16 protein-coding genes are annotated in these 25,369 nt (G+C 43.5%); 6 read left to right on the plus strand and 10 right to left on the minus strand.

Annotated features, from left to right (window positions below; genetic code table 11):
- Positions 1-24 precede the first annotated feature (24 nt).
- Positions 25-1,401: a bifunctional UDP-N-acetylglucosamine diphosphorylase/glucosamine-1-phosphate N-acetyltransferase GlmU gene (gene glmU / locus AC0J5Y_RS12000; RefSeq protein ID WP_475130894.1), complete on the plus strand. Its 1,377-nt coding sequence runs from the start codon at positions 25-27 to the stop codon at positions 1,399-1,401.
- Positions 1,402-1,686: 285 nt separating this feature from the next.
- The gene (gene glmS / locus AC0J5Y_RS12005) at positions 1,687-3,531 is read left to right on the plus strand and encodes a glutamine--fructose-6-phosphate transaminase (isomerizing) (RefSeq protein WP_475130895.1); all 1,845 of its coding nucleotides are present in this window, start codon (positions 1,687-1,689) and stop codon (positions 3,529-3,531) included.
- A 247-nt stretch (positions 3,532-3,778) separates the two neighbouring features.
- Here glmS and ahr read toward each other — a convergent pair whose 3' ends face one another.
- From ahr to recG, 4 genes are all read right to left on the minus strand, one after another.
- Entirely contained in the window at positions 3,779-4,780 is a 1,002-nt protein-coding gene (gene ahr, locus AC0J5Y_RS12010; protein ID WP_475130896.1) for an NADPH-dependent aldehyde reductase Ahr, read from the minus strand.
- Positions 4,781-5,149: 369 nt separating this feature from the next.
- Complete coding sequence (locus tag AC0J5Y_RS12015) at positions 5,150-8,248, minus strand: efflux RND transporter permease subunit (protein ID WP_475130897.1); 3,099 nt, start codon at positions 8,246-8,248, stop codon at positions 5,150-5,152.
- On the minus strand, positions 8,245-9,576 hold the full coding sequence (locus AC0J5Y_RS12020) for an efflux RND transporter periplasmic adaptor subunit (RefSeq protein WP_475130898.1): 1,332 nt from the start codon (positions 9,574-9,576) through the stop codon (positions 8,245-8,247). Before AC0J5Y_RS12020 ends, AC0J5Y_RS12015 begins: the two co-directional genes overlap by 4 nt.
- A 235-nt stretch (positions 9,577-9,811) precedes the next feature.
- Positions 9,812-12,166 carry an ATP-dependent DNA helicase RecG gene (recG, locus tag AC0J5Y_RS12025; protein WP_475130899.1) on the minus strand — a complete coding sequence of 785 codons (2,355 nt, stop codon included), beginning with the start codon at positions 12,164-12,166 and terminating at the stop codon, positions 9,812-9,814.
- A 267-nt stretch (positions 12,167-12,433) separates the two neighbouring features.
- On the opposite strand from recG, the gene AC0J5Y_RS12030 reads away from it, so the two are divergent.
- A complete protein-coding gene (locus tag AC0J5Y_RS12030; RefSeq protein WP_475130900.1) occupies positions 12,434-13,441 on the plus strand; it encodes a patatin-like phospholipase family protein in 1,008 nt (335 codons plus the stop codon).
- A gap of 122 nt (positions 13,442-13,563) precedes the next feature.
- Here AC0J5Y_RS12030 and AC0J5Y_RS12035 read toward each other — a convergent pair whose 3' ends face one another.
- Positions 13,564-14,151, minus strand: a complete 588-nt coding sequence (locus tag AC0J5Y_RS12035; protein WP_475130901.1) for a hypothetical protein — start codon at positions 14,149-14,151, stop codon at positions 13,564-13,566.
- Between the two features lie 387 nt (positions 14,152-14,538).
- Here AC0J5Y_RS12035 and argA point away from each other — a divergent pair, with 387 nt between their 5' ends.
- The gene (gene argA / locus AC0J5Y_RS12040; protein ID WP_475130902.1) at positions 14,539-15,861 is read left to right on the plus strand and encodes an amino-acid N-acetyltransferase; all 1,323 of its coding nucleotides are present in this window, start codon (positions 14,539-14,541) and stop codon (positions 15,859-15,861) included.
- A 125-nt stretch (positions 15,862-15,986) separates the two neighbouring features.
- Here the strand turns inward: argA and AC0J5Y_RS12045 are convergent, their stop codons facing one another.
- Positions 15,987-16,718, minus strand: a complete 732-nt coding sequence (locus AC0J5Y_RS12045; RefSeq protein ID WP_475130903.1) for an FKBP-type peptidyl-prolyl cis-trans isomerase — start codon at positions 16,716-16,718, stop codon at positions 15,987-15,989.
- 428 nt (positions 16,719-17,146) lie between these two features.
- Between AC0J5Y_RS12045 and AC0J5Y_RS12050 the strand changes: the two genes are divergently transcribed.
- The gene (locus AC0J5Y_RS12050) at positions 17,147-18,844 is read left to right on the plus strand and encodes a mechanosensitive ion channel (protein WP_475130904.1); all 1,698 of its coding nucleotides are present in this window, start codon (positions 17,147-17,149) and stop codon (positions 18,842-18,844) included.
- 176 nt (positions 18,845-19,020) lie between these two features.
- On the opposite strand, the gene AC0J5Y_RS12055 is transcribed toward AC0J5Y_RS12050, so the two are convergent.
- Entirely contained in the window at positions 19,021-20,361 is a 1,341-nt protein-coding gene (locus tag AC0J5Y_RS12055; RefSeq protein WP_475130905.1) for a hypothetical protein, read from the minus strand.
- A 394-nt stretch (positions 20,362-20,755) separates the two neighbouring features.
- Here AC0J5Y_RS12055 and AC0J5Y_RS12060 point away from each other — a divergent pair, with 394 nt between their 5' ends.
- Complete coding sequence (locus tag AC0J5Y_RS12060; protein ID WP_475130906.1) at positions 20,756-21,505, plus strand: SDR family NAD(P)-dependent oxidoreductase; 750 nt, start codon at positions 20,756-20,758, stop codon at positions 21,503-21,505.
- Positions 21,506-21,764: 259 nt separating this feature from the next.
- Here the strand turns inward: AC0J5Y_RS12060 and AC0J5Y_RS12065 are convergent, their stop codons facing one another.
- The 3 genes from AC0J5Y_RS12065 to AC0J5Y_RS12075 all read right to left on the minus strand — a co-directional run bounded on the left by AC0J5Y_RS12065 (position 21,765) and on the right by AC0J5Y_RS12075 (position 25,260).
- Complete coding sequence (locus AC0J5Y_RS12065; protein WP_475130907.1) at positions 21,765-22,460, minus strand: lysophospholipid acyltransferase family protein; 696 nt, start codon at positions 22,458-22,460, stop codon at positions 21,765-21,767.
- A 134-nt stretch (positions 22,461-22,594) separates the two neighbouring features.
- The gene (gene parE / locus AC0J5Y_RS12070) at positions 22,595-24,481 is read right to left on the minus strand and encodes a DNA topoisomerase IV subunit B (protein WP_475130909.1); all 1,887 of its coding nucleotides are present in this window, start codon (positions 24,479-24,481) and stop codon (positions 22,595-22,597) included.
- Positions 24,482-24,591: 110 nt separating this feature from the next.
- The gene (locus tag AC0J5Y_RS12075; RefSeq protein ID WP_475130910.1) at positions 24,592-25,260 is read right to left on the minus strand and encodes a YqiA/YcfP family alpha/beta fold hydrolase; all 669 of its coding nucleotides are present in this window, start codon (positions 25,258-25,260) and stop codon (positions 24,592-24,594) included.
- Between the last annotated feature and the right edge of the window lie 109 nt (positions 25,261-25,369).

Raw genomic sequence — 25,369 nt, forward strand, 5'->3', positions numbered from 1 at the left:
ATTTTGTTACATTTGTAGGCTATTATGACATCTCCTCTTTCGGTAATTATCCTCGCGGCAGGCAAAGGCACGCGCATGCAATCAGCTAAGCCAAAAGTGCTGCAGACACTGGCTGGCAAGTCGTTACTCGGTCATGTCCTTGATACTTGTCATCAGTTAACCGTTGATGACACCATCATTGTGCATGGTTTTGGTGGCGAGCAAGTACAAGATCACATTGACCAGCAATATGCGCATTTGCGCATTACTTGGGTTGCCCAAACTGAGCAGTTGGGCACGGGACATGCGGTCAAAGTGACCCTATCTGCGCTACCAAAAGATGGACAAAGCCTCATTCTTTACGGCGACGTGCCATTGGTTAGCTGCGAAACGTTAACTGCGTTAAAATCTGCTAATACTGACGGTATGTCTATGTTGACGCTGACCGTTGATAATCCATTTGGACTCGGTCGTATTAAGCGTGATAAAGAAGGCAATATTGAAGCCATTGTTGAACAAAAAGACGCCAATAACGATGAGCAGCAGATACAAGAAATTAATAGCGGTATTTACTGCGTCGATAATGCTCTGCTACATAAATTTTTGCCCAAGCTATCAAATAAAAATGCGCAGCAAGAATACTATCTGACTGATATTGTCAAAATGGCAGTCGCTGACGGTATTACGATTGCAGCCATTGAGCCTGAGTATACTTTTGAGATTGAAGGCGTTAATAACCGCCAACAACTTGCTAGCTTAGAGCGTACATGGCAAGGTAAACTGGTCGCCGACCTACAAGAAGCTGGCGTACAGTTCGCTGACCCTACTCGTGTCGATATTCGTGGCACCTTGAGCGCAGGGCAGGACGTGTTTGTCGATGTGGGTGTGGTATTTGAGGGCAATTGTGTCTTAGGTGATAATGTTTATATCGAAGCGGGCTGTATCATTAAAAACGCCCGGATAGGCAACGCTTGTCATATAAAACCTTATTGCGTGATTGATAGCGCTGAAGTTGGCGCAGGTGTAGATATTGGTCCTTTTGCGCATTTACGTCCTGAGACCGTACTCTCTGACAACAGCAAAGTCGGTAATTTTGTCGAAATTAAAAAATCAACGATTGGTGATGGTAGCAAGGTTAATCATCTAAGCTATATTGGTGATGCCACTATTGGTACTGGTGTCAATGTTGGCGCTGGTGTGATTACTTGCAATTATGATGGTGTGAATAAATCACAAACCATCATTGAAGATAATGCCTTTATTGGCTCTAACTCAAGCCTAGTGGCACCAGTGAACATTGGTGATACCGCTACTGTGGCAGCTGGTTCAGTGATTACTAAAAATGTTGATGCTCATGCACTAGCCTTTGGTCGTGCTCGTCAAACACAGAAAAACGACTTTAATCGTCCGACTAAAGAATAATGGCAGCGTTGACAGTTAGTTAAATAAAGACGGCTCTTAGCAATCTCAAGCAGTACGACAATGATTTGTGGTGCTGCTTATTTATATTTATAGATTAACCAGACCTCGTCATATAGTCAGGGAAAAGTAATATCGATACATCAAGTACTGCTGATATTAATTTTTCTTGCTTGCTGTGCCTACGCAGACAGAGGCTGCAAAAAATTTATACCAGCAGCACTGTAGCGTTTTTGAGATATTTTAACTATATATCGAAATACTAATAATTAAATTTAAGGAATAGTTATGTGTGGAATAGTTGGGGCAGTGGCTGAGCGTAATATCGCCAATATCTTACTTGAGGGACTTAAGCGCCTAGAATATCGAGGCTATGATTCTGCTGGTCTGACTGTCATTCGTGATGGCGAGCTCCACCGTGAGCGCCAAGTGGGTAAAGTTCAGGCCCTAGTCAATGCCGTCGCAGTCAACCCAGAGTTTTTCGATGGTCATATTGGTATTGCACATACACGCTGGGCAACGCATGGCGAACCGGCTCAGCGTAACGCCCATCCGCATGTTTCAGGCAAAATTGCTGTGGTACATAATGGTATCGTTGAAAACTACGCCGAGCTAAAAGAAGAATTAATTGCCAAAGGGTATGAGTTTACCTCGCAAACCGATACCGAAGTCGTCGCGCATCTCATTAACGATATCTATAAAGCAACGCCTGACTTATTGGAAGCCGTTCGCACTGTCACTCCTTTATTACATGGCGCATTTGCCCTTGGCGTTATCCATATTGATTGCCCAGAAGAACTTATTACAGTACGTTTAGGCTCTCCTTTGGTGATTGGCGTCGGTATTGGCGAAAACTTTATCGCCTCCGATCAATTGGCACTTTTACCAGTGACCAACCGTTTTATGTATTTAGAGGAAGGCGATATTGCCCGATTAACGCGTAACAGTATTCAGGTTTACGCTGATGGTGTTGAGGTCAAACGTCAAATACATGAAATTGACGCAGCACAACACAATGCGGACAAAGGCGAATTTAAACATTATATGCTCAAGGAAATCTACGAGCAGCCAGATGCTGTCGCTCGTACTATCGAGATGGCATTAGATAGCGATGAGCCAACTAAACTGCGTGATGACTTTTTACAACGTCATGAAGCACAATTAAAAAGTATTAAGCACGTACAAGTGATCGCTTGTGGTACCAGCTATCACTCAGGTTTGGTCGCAAAATATTGGTTTGAGAGTCTTATTCGTGTGCCTTGCTCAGTGGAAGTTGCCAGTGAGTTCCGTTATCGCAATCCAGTCGTCATTGATAACTCTTTAGTGATTTGTATTTCTCAGTCGGGCGAGACGGCTGATACTTTATCTGCACTACGTGATATTCAAAAACAGTCTCCTATTGGACTGGTAAGTCTGGCATTATGCAATGTGCCAACCTCTTCATTGGTACGGGAAACGGATATTTTCTTACCAACGCTTGCCGGTCCCGAGATTGGCGTGGCGTCTACTAAAGCCTTTACCACTCAGCTTGCGGCATTGATGTTATTGTTGTTAAAGGTAGGTGTGACCCAACAGCGCATGACTGATGAAAATTTGAGCACGCTGCTTGGTCAACTGCAACAACTACCGGGTCAGCTCCATGCCAGCTTACATCTCGACGCGCCTATCAAGATCATGAGCGAGCATTTTGAGTATAAAAAAAGCTGCTTATTCCTAGGTCGTGGTTTGCAGTTTCCAATTGCTCTAGAAGGTGCATTAAAATTAAAAGAAATCTCTTATATTCATGCTGAAGGCTATGCGGCAGGCGAGCTGAAGCACGGACCATTGGCATTGGTTGATAAAGACATGCCTATCGTGGTGCTAGCACCTAAAGACAGTATGTTTGATAAGCTAAAAGCCAATATGCAAGAAGTTCATGCCCGTCATGGTGAACTGTTTGTCTTTGCGAGCGAATCCAGTCAAATGGTCGCAGCAGATAGATTGCACGTGGTGTATGTGCCAGATGTTTGCGAAACGCTTGCGCCGATTGTTTATAGCGTGCCAGTACAATTGCTGTCATACCATGTGGCGGTGATGCGTGGTACTGATGTCGATCAACCACGTAACCTCGCAAAATCAGTTACAGTCGAATAATGTTTACTATTTTAACAATACTTATGTGAGCGAGTAATAAAGTATCATACTAGACAATTCATTCTATTGACTCAACTATTAGCCCTTGCTGTTGTTTAATACCAAAGCAAGGGTTTTTTATTCGCTCAAAAAAAAGCAAAAATGGCTTAAAGAAAGTAGAGGTACGATACAAAAAAATAGCGATACCCCGTCTTTCCTTAAATGAGGTATCACTACTATGACTATGCTTCGTTACCTTTAATGACTTTTAATCTCTTTCTAATACCACTCTATAGCGAGCATCACCGCTCTCTAGGCGCTCAAATGCTTCATTGATCTCAGACATTTTGTACGTTTCAGTCACTGGCTGAATATCATGTCGAGCGGCAAAATCTAACATTTTTCGCAGGATTGACGGTGATCCAACTGGTGAGCCCGACAGACTGTTTTGAGACATAATCATTGGTGCAGCTGATATCTCTAATGGAGCTTCTAACAGTCCAACAAAGTGTAGCTTACCTTTTGGTCTCAAAGTCTTGATCACAATATCCCAGTTCATATCGACGTTCACTGTTGATATGATTAAATCAAAAGAACCCGCTGCTTTTTCAATTTCACTATCCTCTCTTGAGTTTAATGAGTGATGAGCGCCCATCTCTTTTGCTTCTTCCATTTTTGATTCACTGGTAAATGCCGTCACTTCACACCCCCACGCATTGGCAAATTGAAGCGCTAGATGACCCAAACCACCAATACCGATAACAGCTACTCTTGAGGTTGGCGTGATGTCGTACTGCATAAGCGGATTAAACACCGTAACGCCACCACATAGCAACGGTCCTACAGAATTAAAATCAAGCCCTTCAGGTATCTTGATGACGCTAGTATCTTTTGCGCGCACCTTATCTGCAAAACCGCCATGGTTACCAATGATCGTCCCTTCTTGCTCAGGGCATAGATTGTGGTCCCCACCGATACATAGATCACAAACGTTGCAATATCCTTTATGCCAGCCAAGCCCGACTTTATCACCAAGCTCTAGATGCTTGACGTGTTTGCCTTTTGCGAGGACTTTTCCTGCGACTTCATGCCCACCTACAAACGGATATTGGGTCATTCCCCACTCGTTTTGCCACATCGATAGATCGCTATGGCAGATACCGCAGCTATGTACTTCGATTTCTACTTCATGATCCCCTAATATGCCAGGATCATATTGATAAGGTACAAACTCGCCACCTTTTTCTTTTGCTGCATAGGCATTAATCATAGTTACTCCTTGTTTTCTAATATTTGTAGAAACTGGTTTATAGTTCTAGTAATGATCAAGACACGGATAGCATCAAAATATCGATACAAACAGTTTCTTTGATAAACTTAACTGAGTCGACTATAACAAAGACTTGCTTAACTAAACCACTAAACTTACCAGTTTCAGACTAACGTCATACAAAGAACCATAATTAAAGCCTATTACCTTGGTAACTTGTCTCCCCATAACACACATGACGACTCTTTGACTTGATAATAGCTTGAATTAATCTAGTAACTAACCTCTTACCCATAAAAATCTCAAACTATACCTGAATATAGTTTGAGATTTTTATGTCGCTTACTAGCAGTAATACTGTTAGAGCTGTTACTTTTCCTCAGTCACTATATCTGGCTTACCATTTGGAGCAAGCCATCTAGCAAACCATCCTGATAGGTCATCCATCAGCGTATAGACAACTGGAATGACGACCAAGCTCAATAAAGTTGAAGTGACCAAACCACCCAATACGGCGGCCGCCATCGGTCGACGGAACGTCGGATCGGCATCGCCCCAACCAAAGACCAATGGCAGCATGCCCGCACCCATCGCAATGGTAGTCATAATAATCGGGCGCGCACGCTTACGGCAAGCATCGATAATCGCCTCAAAACGTGCTAAGCCGCGCCGCTGAGCAATCAGTGCATAATCGACCAACAAGATAGAGTTTTTGGTCGCAATGCCCATCAACATAATAAAACCAATCATCGAGGGCATTGACAGGCTGCTATTCGTAATTACCAAGCCCACAAAGGCACCACCGATAGACAGTGGCAATGCCATGAGAATCGTAAATGGCTGCAAGATGCGTCCAAATAATAATATAAGTACGCCCAAAATGCAGACAACACCGACCGACATCGCAATCACAAAGCCGCTAAATAATTCGGCCATACTTTCTGCTTGTCCTTGATCAACAATAGTAATAGAGGCTGGCAGCTGTTGCATACTAGGTATACTCTTTACCGCTTGTACCAAATCACCAAGCTCACCATTGGTAGGCTGAACAGTAATACTAATCGCTCGCTCACGATCAAGACGACTGATTTGCGCAGGTCCAGTACCAAAGTCGAGCGTCGCAACTTCGCCAACACGCACGCCTTGTCCTGCTGGCAGCGTACTCGGTACATAAAGACCTTCTAATTGACGGACATTTTGCTTTGCGATATCTGGCAAGCGTACTACTATTGGTATCTGCCGAGTATCTAAATTCAGCTTGGACAAACGTTGCTCATAGTCGCCAACGGTAGCCACACGCAAGGTCGTAGCGATATCTTGCGTGGTTACGCCTTTATCCGCCATTGCTAATCGGTTGGGCGTAACGGTCAACTCTTGGCGCGGTAGACTGCGGTCACTGGTTACAGAACCCGCCGTCGGTAACAGACGAATCTCTGACATCATCTGCTGTACCGTTTGCTCAAGCAATTGCGGGTCGGTACTGGTTAAAGAAAAGTTATAGCCTGTCTCACCGCCACTCGATAAACCAACGGTAAAACGTGCACCCGGCACCTCTGATAATATAGTACTAATCTTGCGCTCAATCTCTTGCTTAGAGCCGCGCTCTGCTCTTGGCGCAAGTACAATATCTAGACCTGCTATATTCTCTGCCTTACCACCGCTAGAGTTTGAGTCCATTGTCGCCTGCGCCTCACCTACTGATGTGAAAATATTGCTCACTTCAGGCATGGCTAAAATACGCTCACTTGCCAGCGCGGCAACTCGCTCCGTGTCCGCTAACGCCATATCGGGTGTCAGCTCAATCGCCACCCGTGTTTGGTCAATATCATTATCAGGTATAAAAGAGGTGGGTAATAATTTTACCAGAGCCAACGAAGCTACAAACAATACCGAAGTAGCACCCATCGTAATCCAGCGATGATCTAGCGTCCATGAGACCACTTTGAGATACCAGTCCATCAGCGCGCTCTGCTTTTCAACGTGCTTCTTTTCTGGTTTCAATATATATGCTGCCATCATCGGTGTAATTAGACGCGCGACCATTAACGAGGCAAATATTGATAATGCCGCCGTCCAGCCGAACTGCCGGAAAAACTGCCCGACAATGCCGCCCATAAACGCAGTCGGCAAAAACACGGCAATCAAGGTAAAGGTAGTGGCAACCACCGCCAAGCCAATCTCGTCCGCTGCTTCCATTGCCGCCTCATAAGGCGTCTTACCCATACGCAAATGGCGAATGATATTTTCAACTTCCACAATTGCATCATCGACCAGTACACCAATGACCAGTGACAATGCCAATAAGGATATAATATTAAGACTAAAACCAAACAGATACATACCCAAAAAAGTAGGTATGACGGACAATGGCAATGCCACAGCAGCCACAAAAGTTGCGCGGATATTGCGCAAGAATAAGAACACTACGACTACGGCAAGCAAACCACCTTCTATCAGCATCCGTAATGACGCTTGATAATCTTCAGCGATTGGCGTTGCTCGATCATAAACCTTTTCAATACTAATATTGCCCACATCTGCTGACAGCTTGGCAAGCTCAGCGTCAACCAGAGTCATCACTTCTACTTCACTGGCACCACGCGAGCGCGTAATATTAAATGCAACCACCGTTTTCCCATCGAGCTTGGCAATAGAGCTGGGATCAGCCGCGCCATCCGTAATTTGTGCCATGCGTCCAAGTGCTTGCGTACCGCCAGTAGGGACGGCTATTTGTAAATTATTCAGCTCGCTTGAGCGCTCAACAGCACCAAGTACACGAATGGTCTGTGTGGTTTTGCCAACTTCGGCTTCACCGCCTGAGCTGTCCTGCTGAATACCCGTAATTTGATTGGATAATTGCGTGATAGAAAGCTTTAGACCACTCAAGGTAATAGGGTCAGCGGCAACCGTAATTTCACGCTGCAAACCGCCGATACGGCTAACAGTACTGACACCGGGTATATCAGATAAACGCTTGGTGACGGTATCATCGACAAACCAAGACAAGTCTTCTACATTCATGTTTTCAGCAGCGAAAGAGTACGTGACGACTGGGAATCCTGATGTTGAGACCTTGGTAATAATAGGGTCATTGGCGGCGGCAGGCAAATCGCCACGTACCTCACCGACTGCTGAACGTACATCATCAACTGCTTCTTGGATGTCTTTTTCTAAGACGAACTCAGCGACCATAGTGGCAGCGCCCGTCTGTATCGTCGTACGAATGTGCTTGACGCCCTCAATACTGGTGAGCTTATTTTCCACCTTTTTTGCAATATCGTTTTCGAGCTGCGATGGTGCGGCACCCGGTAAAGTAACCGTGACCACCACCGCTGGTAGGTCAATATCAGGAAACTGCTGCACCTTCATTTGCATAAAGCCATAGATACCGCCTAAGGTCAGCAGTACAAACAGTAAGATAGCCACTAATGGATTTTTAATCGAGTAGGCGGAGACATTTAAACTCATGAGCGCGCCTGCGTGTCAGCGCCACTAGCCTGCTTAGCAGTTGCTTGACCATCAGCATTCGCTTGCTTACCAGTTTGACTCAGACCATCAACGACACGTACCAAGTCACCATCATTTAAAAAGCTTCCTCCTTGCTTTACAAGTCGGCTCTCTACAGGGAGTGGCTCTATGAGCATAATACTATCGCCAAAGCGCTCACCAAGGGTCACACGTTGTTGTTTAATACGGCCAATGTTGTGACCGTTTTTAGTACTGATATTGGTCACTAGCATCACATAGTCATAACCGTCATTGCTGACAATGGCGCTATTAGGAACCGTTTGAGCGCTACTACTACCCAATAAAAACTCGCCCGTTTGGTACATGCCTGCTCGTATTTTTGCGTTAGCAGCAAGGCTAGCATAAATGGTAATTTGTCTATTATTCTCGGCTGTTGGTGCAATGCGACTGACCTGCCCCATGACAGAATCGCCGCCCGGTAGGCTAACTTGCACTGGTGTGCCAACATTAACCTCCCCAATCAGCTTAGGATCGATATCCGCACGCCATTCCAAAATACCACCTTTGATAATAGTAAATAGTGGGTCTCCACCAGCAACCATACCAACTTCAGCCATTTTCTCACTAATAATACCGCTAACCGGTGCAACCACATTGGCATTATTGACACTCAAGCGCTGCGTATTCAGCCGTGCTTTAGAGGCTTGCAGTGCTGCTTGCGCTTGTAGTTTAGCAGTACGATAGCGATCTGCTTCTTGCTTGCTAATGGCATCAATATCAATAAGTGGCAGGACGCGGACGGCATCGGCAGTGGCATTGGCAAGCGTCGCTTCTGCTTCAGCAACATCTGCTTCTGCTTGCAAGACTTGCTGCTCCATCGCGTCGGTATCAAATACAGCCAGTATTTGACCAGCTTTGACACGCTGACCTTCTTCGACCAATATCCGTTCAATCGCTACGCCGTTTACTTTGGCACTGACATTAGCGACATCTTTAGCATTGATGGTTCCATCAGCACTGAGCGTATTACCAATATTATCTTGGCTTGGTAGCACTGTTTCAACCGATAATACAGCTTGCTCGATGCTAGCATCTTTTAGGTTAGCGCTATCGTTTTGCACTCTGTTAGCAACGGGCGACTCATTGCTTGCTTCCTCATCATTGCCCCAGTACTTACCAACCAATACCCCAATAACGAGCACAATGGCCAATACTGGTAATAACCATAAAGGAAATTTTGATAATGGCTCAGACGCGCGCGCATCAGATTGACGATATGGGGGTAGCTCAGATTCAACTGGCAGCTTGTTGTCTTCAACATCGCTCATGATAATTCTCTGTCAATACAGGCAATAATAAGGATATATAATATGAGGAAAATAATAGGTGAAACTAGGCGAGTATTACGTCAAACAAGCGATTTTATATAGTGAAAACGCTGTTTTGACTACAATAGTCCGTAAATTTATTGAGCATAGCATATATTAAGAAGTCACTTTATTTATACATATAGTATCTTAAAAATGTTTTTTACTTTATAAAGACTTTAAGAATGCTGATTCTTTAGGCATTGGTATAACGACTTGCCTCTGGCATCCAACGATGAATCAGTTGGCTGACATCGGTTTTGCGTGCAGGATCTGTAATCAGATGCTTTGCCAAACGCTGGGCAATAGCAAATAACTGCTCATCCCGAATAAGGTCCGCCAAATAATACCCGATATTACCTGTTTGACGCTTTCCTAATAATTCGCCCGGACCACGTAGCTCTAAATCTTTTTGGGCAATGACAAAACCATCAGTACTATCACGCAATACATTTAGACGTTCAGTACCTGTCTCCGACAACGGCTTCTGATACAACAGCACGCAATAGCTTTTTGTTGAACCGCGCCCGACTCGCCCGCGTAATTGGTGCAATTGCGATAGACCCAATCGCTCTGCATTTTCAATGACCATCAGAGAAGCATTGGGCACGTCAACACCCACTTCGATAACTGTAGTAGCTATTAACAAATCAAGTTGCCCTGCCTTGAACGCTTGCATAATAGCTTGTTTATCAGCGCCTTTCATTTTGCCATGCACCAAGCCAATACGAATATCTAAACGCTCGCTCAAATCTTCATAAGTCGCCTCAGCAGCTTGCGCATCGAGTACACTCGACTCTTCAACCAGTGAGCACACCCAATATGCCTGCCTGCCAGCTTCACAATTAACTGCAATACGTTCAATCACCTCATCACGGCGGTTGCGGTCAATTGTTACGGTAGTAATTGGTGTACGCCCTGGTGGTAGCTCATCGATAATAGAAGTGTCCATATCACCATAAACACTCATCGCTAGCGTCCGCGGAATGGGCGTTGCAGTCATAATAAGCTGATGCGGCGTGCTACCAGCCACGCCTTTATTGGTCAACGCCATACGCTGCTCAACACCGAAGCGATGCTGCTCATCGATAATAACCAAACCCAATTTGGCAAATTGCACCTGATCCTGAAAAAGCGCATGCGTCCCAACGACTACTTGTACGGTATTCTCGCTCACCGCTTCTAACGCTTCTCGGCGCTGCTTAGCGGTTTGTTTACCAGCCAACCAACCGACCCCAATGCCTAACGGCTCAAACCAGTTTTTGAAATTAACCAAATGCTGTTCCGCTAAAATCTCCGTCGGTGCCATGACGGCCACCTGCCAACCATTATCTAATGCATAACCCGCCGCACCTGCCGCGACTAAGGTTTTACCAGCGCCAACATCGCCTTGTATCAATCTGAGCATTGGTATTGAAGTCGCCATATCAGCGGTAATATCCCTCATAACTCTTTTCTGCGCGCCCGTTAAATCAAACGGCAACGCACCAAACAATTTATCTGCCAATGGACTTTGGATAGCACATTTTGGCGCTTTATACTGATGTAATTGCTGACGGCGATATAATAAGCTGAGCTGATGTGCAGTCAACTCTTCAATAATGAGGCGTTGACAAGCAGCATGAGTACGAGCGCTTAATTGGGTTAATAATTTATATTGTTGACCAGCATCAGTATAAGTAGGCGGCGTATGCAGTAATACCAATGCTTCAAATATGGTTAAATTATAGACGTTATTGTTAGCCATACTTATAACATCGGAACTGGTATTATTTTGACTATGATAAAAAGAGGGCTTCGTTCTATTGACGCTACTGTTACTGCTATCACTAACACTACTAGCAAAACCGTTGTCAGGCACACTACGCGCGAGGGTGGAAAAGATATCTTCTGGATAATCTGGCTCGGTTTTCAGTGTTTTAACAGGCTCAAAGGGCACTAATGGCAAATCCGCAACAACTGCAAAATCCTCAGGCGTAAATAAAGTCATTGGCAAGCCCTGACTACGAACCGTTTGCAGTGCAAGCTTAATCAATGTGCGCAGCTTATTTTGATGTAAACCTTTAACACTTGGATAAATAGGCTGTAAACCGGTATTTACTACTGTCTCGTTACTGCCGATAATTTGATACTCAGGATGATGTATCTGCTTACCATACCGACTCACCTTGACCTCACCGAATAATTGCAGATGGGTACCTAGACACATGGTTTGAGCAAGTCCACGATACACCTTAAAGAAGCGTAGAGATATCGTACCCGTGTCATCATCTACAATCACCGTCATGCCGCTGCGATTGGTATCGACATGCACGACGCGACCCGTAATCATGGCGGCTTGTCCATGAGCCACATCGCCTATCGACACCAAGCGACTACGATCTTCATAGTCACGCGGCAGATGTAGTAGCAAATCAAAGATACGGGCAATGCCTAATTGCGCCAATTGCTCGGCCACTTTTGGCCCAACACCTGCCAGCGCCGTCACCGGCATATCAAGTGCCAAAACATCTAGTAAATGAGGTGTAGCAAGGTTAACTGATGTGGGCATCAAAAATCCTAACGATGTTAATATAAATTTTATAAGGTCAAGTGTCTTGTTCAAGAATTCATGCTAGCTTATAAGCTGTCTTATCATCTGATAATGGTCAATTTTCTGTAAAGTGCCAAGCTATACCACTAAATTATTATGCTAACTAATACCTTATGCTAAGCTATTTCGTCATACAACGTCTAGCTGATTTCTGCGTAACCTATTGATGAATACCATACTACACCGCTATTTACTCCTCTATGATAATTTTTGATAAGGTTTTTTATGTCCTCTGATTCTATCTGCCACCCTTATTATCATTTTTTATTGACGCTTCGTCTGAGCCTCTTCGCTATATTTGCTATATTGTTGAGTGCTTGCAATAATTTGACGCCAGTTGCACCAACAGCGGTGCAGCTAACCCATAAACCTACAGTGGCTTTGGTATTAGGTGGTGGCGGTGCCAAAGGTTTCGCTCATGTAGGCGTCATCAAAACATTAGAAGAGAATGGAATCACACCAACGCTAGTAGTTGGCACCAGTGTCGGCAGTTTGGTTGGTAGCTTATATGCCAGTGGCTATAATGCCAAAGAGCTTGAGAGCTTGGCACTGAACACCACTGATAGTGAATTAACAGACTTTACCTTATCTAACCAAGGCTTTATCGAAGGTATTAAGCTCAAAAACTTTATTAACGCGAATGTTGGTGGACGAACGATAGAAAAACTCCCAATCCGCTTTGCCGCTATTGCTGCGGATAAAAACACGCTGAAAAAAGCGGTCTTTACCACGGGTGATGTTGGGCTTGCCGTACAAGCATCCTGTAGTGTGCCTAATATCTTTATTGCACCGCGCATCCCTGAAAAAGTCGGCAAAAAATATATTGATGGTGGTGTGATAAGCTTAGTGCCTGTTGATAGCGCCCGTGATTTGGGTGCCGATATTATCATCGCCGTTGATGTGACTGCTGCTAACGCTAATACATCGACTGTCAATCAAAAACCGAACCTCAATACATTAACCAGCTTTTGGGGCTTTCTTGAAAACAGTTTAATCGCCAATGCAGCCTATAATGCGAAAGCATCTCCGATTAATCATAGCGATGCATCAATGCGCCATGAGCGTGATCGTGCTGATATTGTGATTATGCCGAATGTTGCTCATATCAGCTCGCTAGATACCAGCCAGCGTAGCGCTTTGATTGCTGCTGGCTCGCAAGCCACTACCGCCCAAATTCATGCCATTAAGCAACTTATTAACGAAAAATCCAAGAGTAACTATGCCACTCTTTAATTTATAGTGGAAAAGGATATATAAAGATCTTGCTAACTACAGATATTAAAGGTTGACGATAAAAAAGCACCACAGTGATTGCTGCGGTGCTTTTTTGATGAAGCAGATATCAAAGTATATACTTATTTGACACGTGCACGGTATTTCACTGCGACTGTATCATTAAGACCAACGCCTTCCAAATCCCAGCGTACGGCTTTATAGAATTTTAACGGAATTTCTTGCAACTGATTGTCAACTTTTCCACGTAGCGGCATACGGGCAAATGTATTGCCGTCTGCACTACCATAAGGAAAATCAGGAGAAACAGCACGCAGCAATTCTACTTGTTCAGGAATGCTCATCGTCACGGTCATTTTACGAACCCGATCCGCATTGGTATTGGTAAAATAGCCCTGATACTCTAAGACATTACCTGACTGCAAACGCGTATTCGCATCCACAGGAACCAGTATTTCTTTACCATTGGCATCAACACTGATTAATGACGCTGTGATTCTACTGCTAACTGCTTGCGCATTTGACTGACTGTTTTGATTAAAGTTTGACTGTACCGCTACTGAATTATTAACGGCTTGTTCTGGTGTGGGTAACATCGCTGATGCTTGCGTGACAGCCATAACGCCAACGAGCGTACCAGCGACAACATGAAACAGGCGGTGTCCAGTCCATGCACTGAATGGGTTCGCAAAATGGTTACTTTTCTTCATGACATTCATTATCCCTAGTTAATGTATCGGTAAAACAAAGCTGGTAAAATTTATTAGTTTTAAAAATATAGGACAATAAGCAATTTACCATCATATATGGTCATACTCAGTCATGTTAACTTTTAAACATTATTGTTTTTATCAATTATCTGCGTAAGCCAGCGGTAAAGCAATAGGGCTTAGCATAACAAAAAGCATTTATACGTACATTAACCCTGTGTTGATGTTGTGTATATCGTTAATCTGCTTTGAGGACTCTTTAACGCTACTGAAATAAAAGATAGCTCATAACGACGTTTTTTGCTATGGTAAATCTTTAGCGATCCTTTAGCGACAGGCATTTTCTGTCACATCCTTTTTCTTATTCTAACGACTATTGCTCCCATTATGACTACTAGTGCCATGCCCCAGATTAACCCTGAATACGTCCATTGGTTCCGTAATTCCGCCCCCTATATCAATACCCATCGCGGCAAAACGTTCGTGATTATGTTTGGTGGTGAGGCGGTCAATCATCCAAATTTCAGCACACTGATTCATGACTTTGCTTTATTGCATAGCTTGGGTATCAAGCTGGTATTAGTGCATGGGGCGCGACCGCAAATCGAGAAAAACCTCAAAGATGCTGATATTGAGTCGCCACTGCATAAAGACATTCGTGTGACACCTCGCGTTGCAATGCCTTCTATATTACAAGCGGTTGGTGCTATTCGCTTGCAGATTGAAGCGCAGCTATCGATGGGACTTGCCAATTCACCTATGTACGGCTCACGTATTGATGCAGTGTCGGGCAATTTTGTCACTGCGCGTCCTTATGGTATCCGCGATGGCATTGATTACCAGATGACAGGCGAAGTACGCTCCATCGATGTTGAAGCCATCAAAAATAATTTACTACACGATCATATTGTAATTTTGGGCTCAATGGGCTATTCGGCAACCGGCGAGGTTTTCAACTTGCTTGCGGAAGATGTTGCTCTTAGTGCCGCCGTTGCGCTTGGTGCCGACAAGCTTATATTCTTGGGCGAAGAAGCCGGTATCAATCACAATGATCGTTTGCTACGTGAGATGATTCCAAATGAGGTCGATCGCTTTTTACGTGACCGTGATCTAAACTGTGAGATTAATTACTTCTTAAGCTGTGCCAGCAATGCCTGTCGCCAAGGGGTTCATCGCACCCATATTATCTCTTATGCCAAAAACGGCGCACTACTTGAAGAGCTATTTACCCGTGATGGTTCTGGCACCTTGATTAGTCACGACCCTTACGAAGAGATTCGCCGCGCTGATGTCGATGACGTGGTGGGGCTGATAGAGCTATTATCGCCGTTAGAAGAGCAAGGTATATTGGTCAGTCGCTCACGCGAACGCTTGGAGCAAGAGATTGATAATTATAGCGTCATCGAACGTGACGGCATGATTTTAGGTTGTGCAGCGCTTTATCCACTCGATACAGATTCAGCAGAAGTTGCCTGCGTCGCGATACATCCAGAATATCGTAGCGGTAGCCGCGGCGCTGATTTACTGGCATTTTTGGAGCAACAAGCACGTAGCCATGGTCTACACAAGTTATTTGTATTGACCACTCGTACAGCACATTGGTTCGTTGAACAAGGGTTTGCTGAAGTTGAGGCAAGTGCCTTACCTGAAGTGCGCCGCGAGAAGTATAATAACGGTCGCAATTCTAAAGTTTTCCAAAAGAACCTTTAAATAATGGCTCATTAATGCCGAAAGCTTAAGTGCTATTTCTTGCGCAAAAAGAAGCCCTCTTAAATTAAGAGGGCTTCTTTTAACGTCTATTGTATCAATACTAAATTAGCATTAATTACTGTTAACTACTTTACTTTTAATAGCTCAACAGTGAAGATTAGTGTGCTATTAGGCTCGATACCTGCATTACCCGCTTCACCATAAGCGATATCAGAGGGGATATAAAACTCGTATTTACCGCCCTCTTTCATCAACTGTAAACCTTCAGTCCAGCCAGCGATTACTTGGTTCAGTGGGAATTCAATTGGCTCACCGCGCTCATATGAGCTATCGAATACAGTACCGTCAATCAATTTACCTTCGTAGTTTACTTCAACCACGTCCGTAGCTTTTGGCGACTTGCCAGTACCTGCGGTCACTACTTTATATTGTAGACCTGAAGCAGTGGTTTTTACGCCAGCTTTTTTGCCATTCTCTACTAAGAATGCGGCGCCCTTAGTTTTGTTTGCACCCGCCTTAGATTCCATATCTTTCACAAACTTCTCTTCCTGTTCTTTTTGATAGGTCATTAACACTTCTTGCATTTGCTCTTCTGTTAACGCCGCTTTTTTGCCTTCATAACCATCACGGAAACCTTTTTCAAACGTATCAAGGTTTAGATCCCCAACCGCTTCTTTATTCCCTTCTGCCATCATATAGCCCAAGCTATAACCTACTTTTTCCTTGGCAGGGCTTTGTTCAGTCACTGAAACACTTTTAGTAGCGGTTTCTTTACTGCCATTGTTTGCGCTACAGCCTGTGATTAATAACATAGCACTAGCAAGGGCACTGATGCTTAGGGTAGTGATTTTTTTCATAAAATGCTCTCAAATTGTAATAATAGTGGCGAGATGTCACATTCATCTATAATAGCAAATCTTAGTTTTGCCTGCTATGACTCACTTGAAATTATCGGTCAAATGTACAGTCTATGTTAATATTTATCGTAAAAATAACAACTTATCACACAAATATAGTAAGACGTTAAGCTTTCTATCTTTAAATTTATAATTACATAAGTTAAGCTAAATTGGTTAAGGAAAGAAATAACAAAAGGTATGTTTTGTTAATAGTGACTACTGACTGTTAAGCATAAATTTCTTATAAATCAGTAAAATCAAATTTCCAAAGTAATTTTAATTAAAAATACTAATAAAATAGGTGTGTGTTTGCCTTAGATTAAATGCTTGAATTGAAGTAATTTTCTTATCTTATAGCAGACACATGATCATTAGAGGAGGACAGGATGAATCCAATGTTTACATCGTTCAACGGTTATCTGGGTGGCCCTATCGGCTCCATCATCGGCGCTATTCTTATTTTCATCATTGGTTGGCTTGTCGCCTTGGGCATCGCTGCTCTCGTACGCGGCGTGCTGGCTAAAATCAATCTCAATCAACGTATGAACTCTTCAACGGGTAAAAGCTATGACTTAGAGGGCATCATCTCTAAGATTGTTTTTTGGTTTATTTTCGTTATCGCTATTTCTGGCGCGTTAAGTCAGTTAAACCTAAACTCTATTTCAGCACCGTTTGCCAACATGGTAAACCAAGTACTCACCTTTATCCCTAATCTTATCGCTGCCATTGCAGTTGGCGTGATCGGTTGGGTTATTGCAACGGTTGCACGTACTGCCATCAATGCTGCACTTTCAAAAACCTCAATGGATGAGCGTTTGAGTGCAAAAGCTGGTGTAAAACCAATGAGCAGCACGATTGCTGACATGGTTTATTGGTTCATTCTATTAGTAGTATTGACCATGGTATTAGGCCAACTGGAGCTTGACGGTTTATTTGCTCCATTAACCAATATGGTTGATAAAATCTTCAGCTTTATCCCTAATATTTTGATTGCTGCTGTAGTATTTGTAGTAGGTTACATCATTGCCAAAGTGGTACGTGGTATCGTAACCAACTTGGTTTCTACGTTTGATGTGCAAAAGCTTGCAACCAAAGCTGGTTTAAGCGAACAAAACAGCTTGCCTAACATTGCTGGTTCTTTAGCGTTTTTAGTGGTGATTATTCCAACAATTATTGCTGCGTTAAATGCCTTACAAATTGATGTAATTGCTCGTCCTGCAACTAACATGTTAAACAAAATCATGGAAGCCCTGCCAAATATTTTTATGGCAATCGCTATCTTGGTTGTGACTTTCTATGTTGTACGTATGGTTGCAAACATTATCAAAGGCTTACTTGAAAATACGCAAATCAATCAGTTACCTGCCAAAGTTGGTCTTCAACAGACCATGGGTGATAAAAAGGTTTCTGACTTAGTTGGCTATGCCATCGTATTTTTTGCCATGTTATTTGCCTCTATCGCTGCTGCTGACTTATTAGGTTTTGAGCCTATTTCAGCCATTATTACGATGTTTATTGCTTTTGGTGCCAATATCATCCTAGGCGCAATCATCCTATTCATCGGTTTTTGGCTTGCCAATATCATCGCTGGTGTCGTTGAGCGCTCTGAACAAGGTTCACAGTTTTTAGCAAATATCGTGCGCGTTTTGATCATGGGCTTAGTTCTTGCCATGGGTCTAAAAGCGATGGGTATTGCAGACTCTATTGTTAACCTAGCATTTGGTTTAACTTTAGGCGCGGTTGCTGTAGCATTTGCCCTATCGTTTGGTCTAGGTGGTCAAGAAGCAGCAGCACGTTTCTTACGCAAGATGCAGGATAAAATGGACAGAGAACGTGACGAAGCAAAGGCAAAATCTGCTTTGAAACCACACTCATCGACTCAAGATAAGGTTGCTGCTTCAGTACGGGACAATACGCCAAGTACAGCTACTGATACGTTTGGTAGCAGCACAATCCAAGTAGATAATAATACCATCACACCTAATAACTTAAGCTCTACTAGTGATGTAGATTCTTCTACGGTTGATATCAATCATATCGCAACTGATGATAGCGATATTGATGGTCCTAATAATTTAAAATAATTTATCGCTATTTGAGTAATAAAAAAGACAGCTTAGGCTGTCTTTTTTATGCTCAATGCTTAATGCTCAGACATCTAAGTCAGAATGTTTCAGATAAGATGCAATCAAGAAAGGTAAGCGTACATGTGATAGATGATTAGAGTCAGGTTTTTCCTTACTATTTACGGTCATTTAGTTCAGCTATGCTGATTACCTTGCTGCAATTGCTGAATTTTTTTAGTCAGTTGACGCTCACGCTGGGTCATGGGATCGACGGGCTGAATCCATAAATCGATATCTATAAAAGTCTCTTCAGACTCTACTATAAAATCTATACCCAATACAATCACATGATGAAGTTCTGCTATTGGCAATCGTGTCGCCACATCTAAAGCAATTTTCGCTAAATTTGGGCGTATAGCCAACTTACCATGCTTTCCTTCTGCATCTTGTCCATAAAATATTAAGACATAGTGCCGTCCTAAACACTCATAAGAATGTTGATGTACCACATAACCAGTTTGCTGTAATTTCTGTCCTTGCTTAGGATATTGATAGAGAGTACGAACCAATTCATGACGCGAAAACAAAGATTCATCCAATAATTGCTGCTGCCAACTCGCCAGTTCTACTTTTTCCTGTGCTTTGTCATGATAGCTTGTTCGCTTCTCATCCAACACCTCTATCATCTGTGAGCAAAGTTGCGACCATAGTGCTGATGATTGCTGCATGTGTTGATGATACATGTGCGCTGTCGTGCTTTGATGCCTATAAGCGAGCATCATAGCGACCAGTGCTGGATTGGGTTCATCTTGGATTTTGGATGTTATGAGTGCGTTGTCTATCACAATGGCTGGTGCCAATAGTGAGGTGCTATACAAAAACTGCGTGGCAAGCGACTCTTCTGATACAAAGCGTGATCCTTGATAGGCCGCCAAATCATATAACTGCTCTAAACGGTACACTAAAAATCGCCATAGCTCGCAAGGTGTCTGTAGCATTGCCAATATAGAGTGCCAATCGTGCCAGCTAAATATTTGCAGTTGCCCCGTGCTATCATTCGTATCGACAATCAAATCTTCCATAAAATAGCGAACACCAAAATCATGTTTGAGACGGTTTGGAGAGTTATTGTGCTGGTCATGATTATGGTTATGGTTATGACATTGATTGCTACTGCTCGTGCATTCAGTGAATTGAATATCAAAAACTAAAACATCATGGCCAATCGCTTCGTTCTCTTTATCTTGAGATAAGCGCGTTTTTTGCCATGCCAGCGCCGCCTTTAACGCCGCCATACGTACTGATTCGATATCTACGGGCTTACTATCAACTGGCAAATGTAGTACCAGCTCAAATAGCGATAGCTTACCTAAGGGTAGTAGATAATGATATCGCCGAGCGTTATAGTGAACGCCATACTGATGCTCAAGCGCCTGCATATTGGCGAGAGTCATTGCCACAGCATCTGACTGCACATAGCAAATCAACGCATTAGCAAGGCAACTCCTCTCAGCTATCGTCATCGGATGATACATAGTGTTGACCCTTTATTGTCGAGTGGACTTATATATAATGATGGTATGTTGCTACTCATACGCCTAAGACCATGATTCGTGCGCCAGCTGTTCATAGCAACAAAATTTTAAGCGCGATAAGCACTATTAGACACAGTCGCTTTTATAACCATGAGTTGTTATGATGATATCAAGACAAATGAGCTTGTGTACAGTGCTACGAATGATAGACTGTACCCCATGAGCTGTCCCAGACACATTGACCAAATTTATTGAATCATCGTCATATAGTACCATTCACAAAAATTAGAATAGCAAGGAAAACGAGTGAAAGTACGACGCCTGGTAGACTAAACGAGTTTGACACAACTAATCGTACTTTTTGGGTTTGGTATAATAACAAGGATTGAACATTATGAAGCGCTTTAAAGAAAAAACCGTTATCGTCACAGGAGCGGGTTCAGATATTGGCCGCGCAACCGCCATTCGTTTCGCGCAAGAAGGTGCCAATGTCGTTTTGGTAGGACGCACGACTGAGACTTTGAAGGAAGCGGTAAAAAAGTTTCCGCAAGATCGAACTTGGATTCATACCGATAACTATTTGACGATTGCTTGCGATGTGAGTGTACCAAGCCAAGTGCCAGAAATGATTAAAGCCGTGATAGACAAATTTGAAAGAATTGATGTTTTGGTCAATAATGCCGGCAAAGCCACACAAGATGACTTCATGCAACTGTCAGCGGAAGAGTGGCAACCAGCAATCGATGGCAATCTGCATAATATGCTCCATCTCTGTCAAGCCGTCTTGCCGTATTTAATTCAGGCTGAAGGCAACATCATCAACGTCTCTGCACTTTCAAGCATAAACAGCGACTGGAACATGGCAACCTACGAAGCTGGCGTATGCAACCTAACGCGCACTTTGGCCGCAGATAATAGGCATAATGGCGTCCGTATCAATGCTGTCAACCCAAGTGTGATTGAAGACCATCCAGCGGAAACGGTAAAATCCTTAATCCGTTCTGCACTGAGCAGTCCTGCAACCTCCCAAAACATTGCAGCAGCCATTACCTTTTTGGCGAGCGATGACGCTGCTATGATTACGGGTGTTAACTTGCCAGTCGATGGCGGCGTCAGCGCTTCCAACGGCCAGCCACATTTCTAAAAAATACTGACAAACCATTTATAGTTAGTGAAAAGTAATATCGATACCACACGTACTGCTGATGCAAATTCGTCTTGCTTGCTGTGCCTTCGCAGCTCGATGCTACGAAAAATTTACATCAGCAACACTGTATCAACTTTAAGGTTTTTCAATTATATAGTTATACTGTTTTCTGTCAATTAAGCAAAAGCCCTTGATATCACATATCAAGGGCTTTTCAGTTATATAGTCAATCATCAGAACTGCTGTGTCAATCATCTTACTCAGCAGCGTTGTTAACGTCCTGTAGTGGCTGCGACAAGCGCTCAGGATGTCGCGGCACCACACCTTTATACTGAGCATATATTTTTGGCAAGTCGGCTTCGATATCTCCGGTAGGATAGACCAAAGGCATAAAGCGTATCTCTTTGGTATTGTAATCCAGTGCCACGGGCAAGATTGGCACACCGGCACCCATTGCTAAATAATAAAAGCCGGACTTCCAATTTTTGGTGTACTGACGCGTACCTTCTGGTGACAATCCCAAAAATAATGGCTCCCCTGTGTTAAATTTATCAATACTCGCTTGTAATACGGAACCTTTATTACGGCGATCAATCGGAACAATACCTATCCAATAAAGCAACTGTGCAAGGACCGGCACCTTAAATAAGGTGTGTTTGCCCATAATACTGATTTTCAAATCGAGCGCAAACAAACTGGGTATCGCATATACACCGTCGATATTTGATGTATGCGGCAGCGCTAGCACCACCGCCTGTGGAATATTTGCTATCTCACCAACGGTGCGCCAGCCTGCCGCTTTTAACAATGCAGATGCAATCACTGGCGCAATCTTGCTGCCGCGTCTAGGAACCAAATTCCCAAGCTGTTCTTTATTGAGACTTGGTAATATTTTAGAGCGTGGCCGCTTAGCACTGTTAGCATTAGAGCGATTGGATAATTTTGATGTCATAACGGCACCGTGTAGTAGAAGATATCCATATAATACCATTAAGCTGGTATCACTAATCTAGATTTTGCATGCTTTTGTTATGTTATAGCTTACTCAATCATGACTATAAATAATGCTAAGCGCCCTAAAAATAGCTATGGGATATCAGCTAAATTCCCCTTATCTTCTAACCATATCTTACGATCAGCAGCACGCTTTTTGGCTAGCAGCATATCCATCACACTATTAGTCAGTACCATGTCATCCATATCTAATTGAACTAAACGACGAGTATCGCGATTCATGGTTGTTTCACGCAGCTGCTCGGCGCTCATCTCACCCAAGCCTTTAAAACGTGTGATTTGGGCTTTTTTATTGCCCGGTACATTGGCTAAAATATGCTGAAGCTCGATCTCATCTAACGCATAATGCACTTCTTTAGCCACATCGACGCGATAGAGTGGCGGCATTGCAACAAATAAATGACCAGCATCGACTAAGGCAGGAAAGTGCTTCACGAATAGCGCACAGATCAAAGTAGCAATATGTAGTCCATCAGAATCGGCATCCGCTAAGATGCATACCTTATCATAACGCAGCTCAGATAAATCGTCAGATGCCGGATCGACACCAATGGCAATCGCAATATCATGAATTTCTTGACTCGAGAGCACTGTATCTGATGAGACCTCCCACGTATTTAAAATCTTACCACGCAAGGGTAAAATTGCTTGGTAATGACGATCACGTGCTTGCTTAGCACTACCACCCGCAGAATCACCTTCCACCAAAAACAGCTCAGCCCCATCACGCAAATCACCGCGGCAATCTGCCAATTTACCAGGCAATGCTGGCCCCTGAGTGATTTTCTTACGAGCGACTTTTTTTGCCGATTTTAAACGACGTCCTGCTTTGTTAATTGCCAACTCGGCAATTTGCGTACCCATATCGGCATGTTGGTTTAGCCAAAGACTGAAGGCATCTTTTGCCAATGTCTGCACAGCTCCTGCAGCCTCACGGCTAGACAAGCGCTCTTTGGTCTGTCCAGAAAACTGCGGCTCAGAGAACTTAAGAGACAGGATATAGTTCACCCCATCCCACACATCTTCTGCCGTCAATTTCACACTGCGTGGCAATAAGTTGTGAATATCACAGAACTCACGCAATGCTTCTAAAATACCAGTGCGCAGACCATTAACGTGCGTACCGCCCTGAGCCGTTGGAATCAAATTCACATAGCTTTCTTGAATTGGCGTCCCGCCCTCAGGCAACCAAGACAATGCAAAAGTAATAGCAGCTCGTTCACCCGCTTTCGCATCGTAATTATAATAAAACGGAGCTTCAGGCAATGTCTCAAGACCATCTAATTGTTCATTTAAATACTCGACTACCCCATCGGTAAACTGCCAAACCACCTTTTCATGATTAATATCATCGGTGAATTCAATTGTCAGTCCAGCTGCTAGCACCGCTTTGGCTTTCAAATTATGCTTGAGCTGTTTTACATTAAATTTTGGCGTATCAAAGAAACTACCATCTGCCCAAAAGTGTACTTTAGTACCGCGTTTGCGCTTATTTGAGCTGACCGCTTCAGTCAACGGCGTAACGGGGGCACCATTTTCAAACGCCATATCAAACTGCGTACTATCACGCCAAACCGTAACCTCAACACGCGTTGATAGCGCATTGACGACAGAGATACCCACGCCATGCAAACCACCTGACACCTCATAATTGGAGGTCGAAAACTTCCCACCTGCATGTAAGCGGGTCAAAATCAGCTCAATACCTGATTGGTTAAATTCAGGATGAATATCCGTTGGCATACCGCGTCCATCATCTTCGACAGACAACGAGCCATCACTATGCAGCTGCACTTTAATGGTTTTAGCATAACCAGCCAACGCTTCATCAACCGAGTTATCAATGACCTCTTGCGCCAAATGGTTCGGGCGCGTGGTATCGGTGTACATACCTGGACGACGACGGACTGGCTCAAGACCTTCTAAAACTTCTAACGATTGCGCATTATATTGACTCACAAATGCATCCTTAACTGTTCACGTGCGTTTAATTCTATTAAACCATTATAACGAAAAATAGCGACGTTAACGTTAACAGTCCATCGCTTACGTCATATAATGTCGCCTGTTTAAACCAGTATTAAATCTTGTAGCCTATCTAACACCATCGGCAACTGCTCACTAAAATCACTGAAGCGATGATCGCCACCGGCTTGCATCGTTACCGATGCGCCCTGACTCTGATAAAAAGCTTTAGACAATTCAGAATTTAACAGCTCATCGCCCTTTTTCAGTAGCACAGCAACTTTATAGGGATAGTTTAGTGCTAAAAGTTGATGGTCTGCAAACCATTGCAAATCTAAGGGAGTAATATTCCAGCCGCCCGCCGTCGTATGCAGGACTTTATTATTAAGTAACCCATCACTGCTACCTCGATTTGATATCGATGTATTATAAAAACGCTGTAGGGTGATATGAGGCTGAATACTGGGATTTAGCAGTAACGCTGGGCAGCCTGTATGGTTGCTTATTAATGTGGAAAAATAACCACCTAATGAGCTACCGACCAATACCGTATTTGATAATGCAGAGTGCTTGTCAACAGCATTTTGACTGTCACTATTATTTAGATTTTTTATTAAAGACAGCAATTGCTCACACACTTGCGCAGGCGATTTATTCAAATTAGGGCGTAATACATTAACATCAGGATGATGACGTAGGCAGTATTTTTCTAACAGCACCCCTTTGGTCGAGTTGGCATCACTGTCCAGTCCATGGATATAAATAATGTTCACGTGCAATCTCACTTATTAATTTTGCTATGCTTAGCCTTTATATAGACTATAAAGGCTAAGCATAGCATTGCCTCGTCAAAAATAGTAACAATAAAGCGGCACACTGTTA

The sequence above is a fragment of the Psychrobacter sp. TS_SC_6 genome, from assembly GCF_056156305.1.

Coding starts and splice junctions, on each gene's coding strand:
- glmU (WP_475130894.1), top strand. CDS start 25: ATGACATCTCCTCTTTCGGTAATTATCCTCGCGGCAGGCAAAGGCACG.
- glmS (WP_475130895.1), top strand. CDS start 1,687: ATGTGTGGAATAGTTGGGGCAGTGGCTGAGCGTAATATCGCCAATATC.
- ahr (WP_475130896.1), bottom strand. CDS start 4,780: ATGATTAATGCCTATGCAGCAAAAGAAAAAGGTGGCGAGTTTGTACCT.
- AC0J5Y_RS12015 (WP_475130897.1), bottom strand. CDS start 8,248: ATGAGTTTAAATGTCTCCGCCTACTCGATTAAAAATCCATTAGTGGCT.
- AC0J5Y_RS12020 (WP_475130898.1), bottom strand. CDS start 9,576: ATGAGCGATGTTGAAGACAACAAGCTGCCAGTTGAATCTGAGCTACCC.
- recG (WP_475130899.1), bottom strand. CDS start 12,166: ATGCCCACATCAGTTAACCTTGCTACACCTCATTTACTAGATGTTTTG.
- AC0J5Y_RS12030 (WP_475130900.1), top strand. CDS start 12,434: ATGTCCTCTGATTCTATCTGCCACCCTTATTATCATTTTTTATTGACG.
- AC0J5Y_RS12035 (WP_475130901.1), bottom strand. CDS start 14,151: ATGAAGAAAAGTAACCATTTTGCGAACCCATTCAGTGCATGGACTGGA.
- argA (WP_475130902.1), top strand. CDS start 14,539: ATGACTACTAGTGCCATGCCCCAGATTAACCCTGAATACGTCCATTGG.
- AC0J5Y_RS12045 (WP_475130903.1), bottom strand. CDS start 16,718: ATGAAAAAAATCACTACCCTAAGCATCAGTGCCCTTGCTAGTGCTATG.
- AC0J5Y_RS12050 (WP_475130904.1), top strand. CDS start 17,147: ATGAATCCAATGTTTACATCGTTCAACGGTTATCTGGGTGGCCCTATC.
- AC0J5Y_RS12055 (WP_475130905.1), bottom strand. CDS start 20,361: ATGTATCATCCGATGACGATAGCTGAGAGGAGTTGCCTTGCTAATGCG.
- AC0J5Y_RS12060 (WP_475130906.1), top strand. CDS start 20,756: ATGAAGCGCTTTAAAGAAAAAACCGTTATCGTCACAGGAGCGGGTTCA.
- AC0J5Y_RS12065 (WP_475130907.1), bottom strand. CDS start 22,460: ATGACATCAAAATTATCCAATCGCTCTAATGCTAACAGTGCTAAGCGG.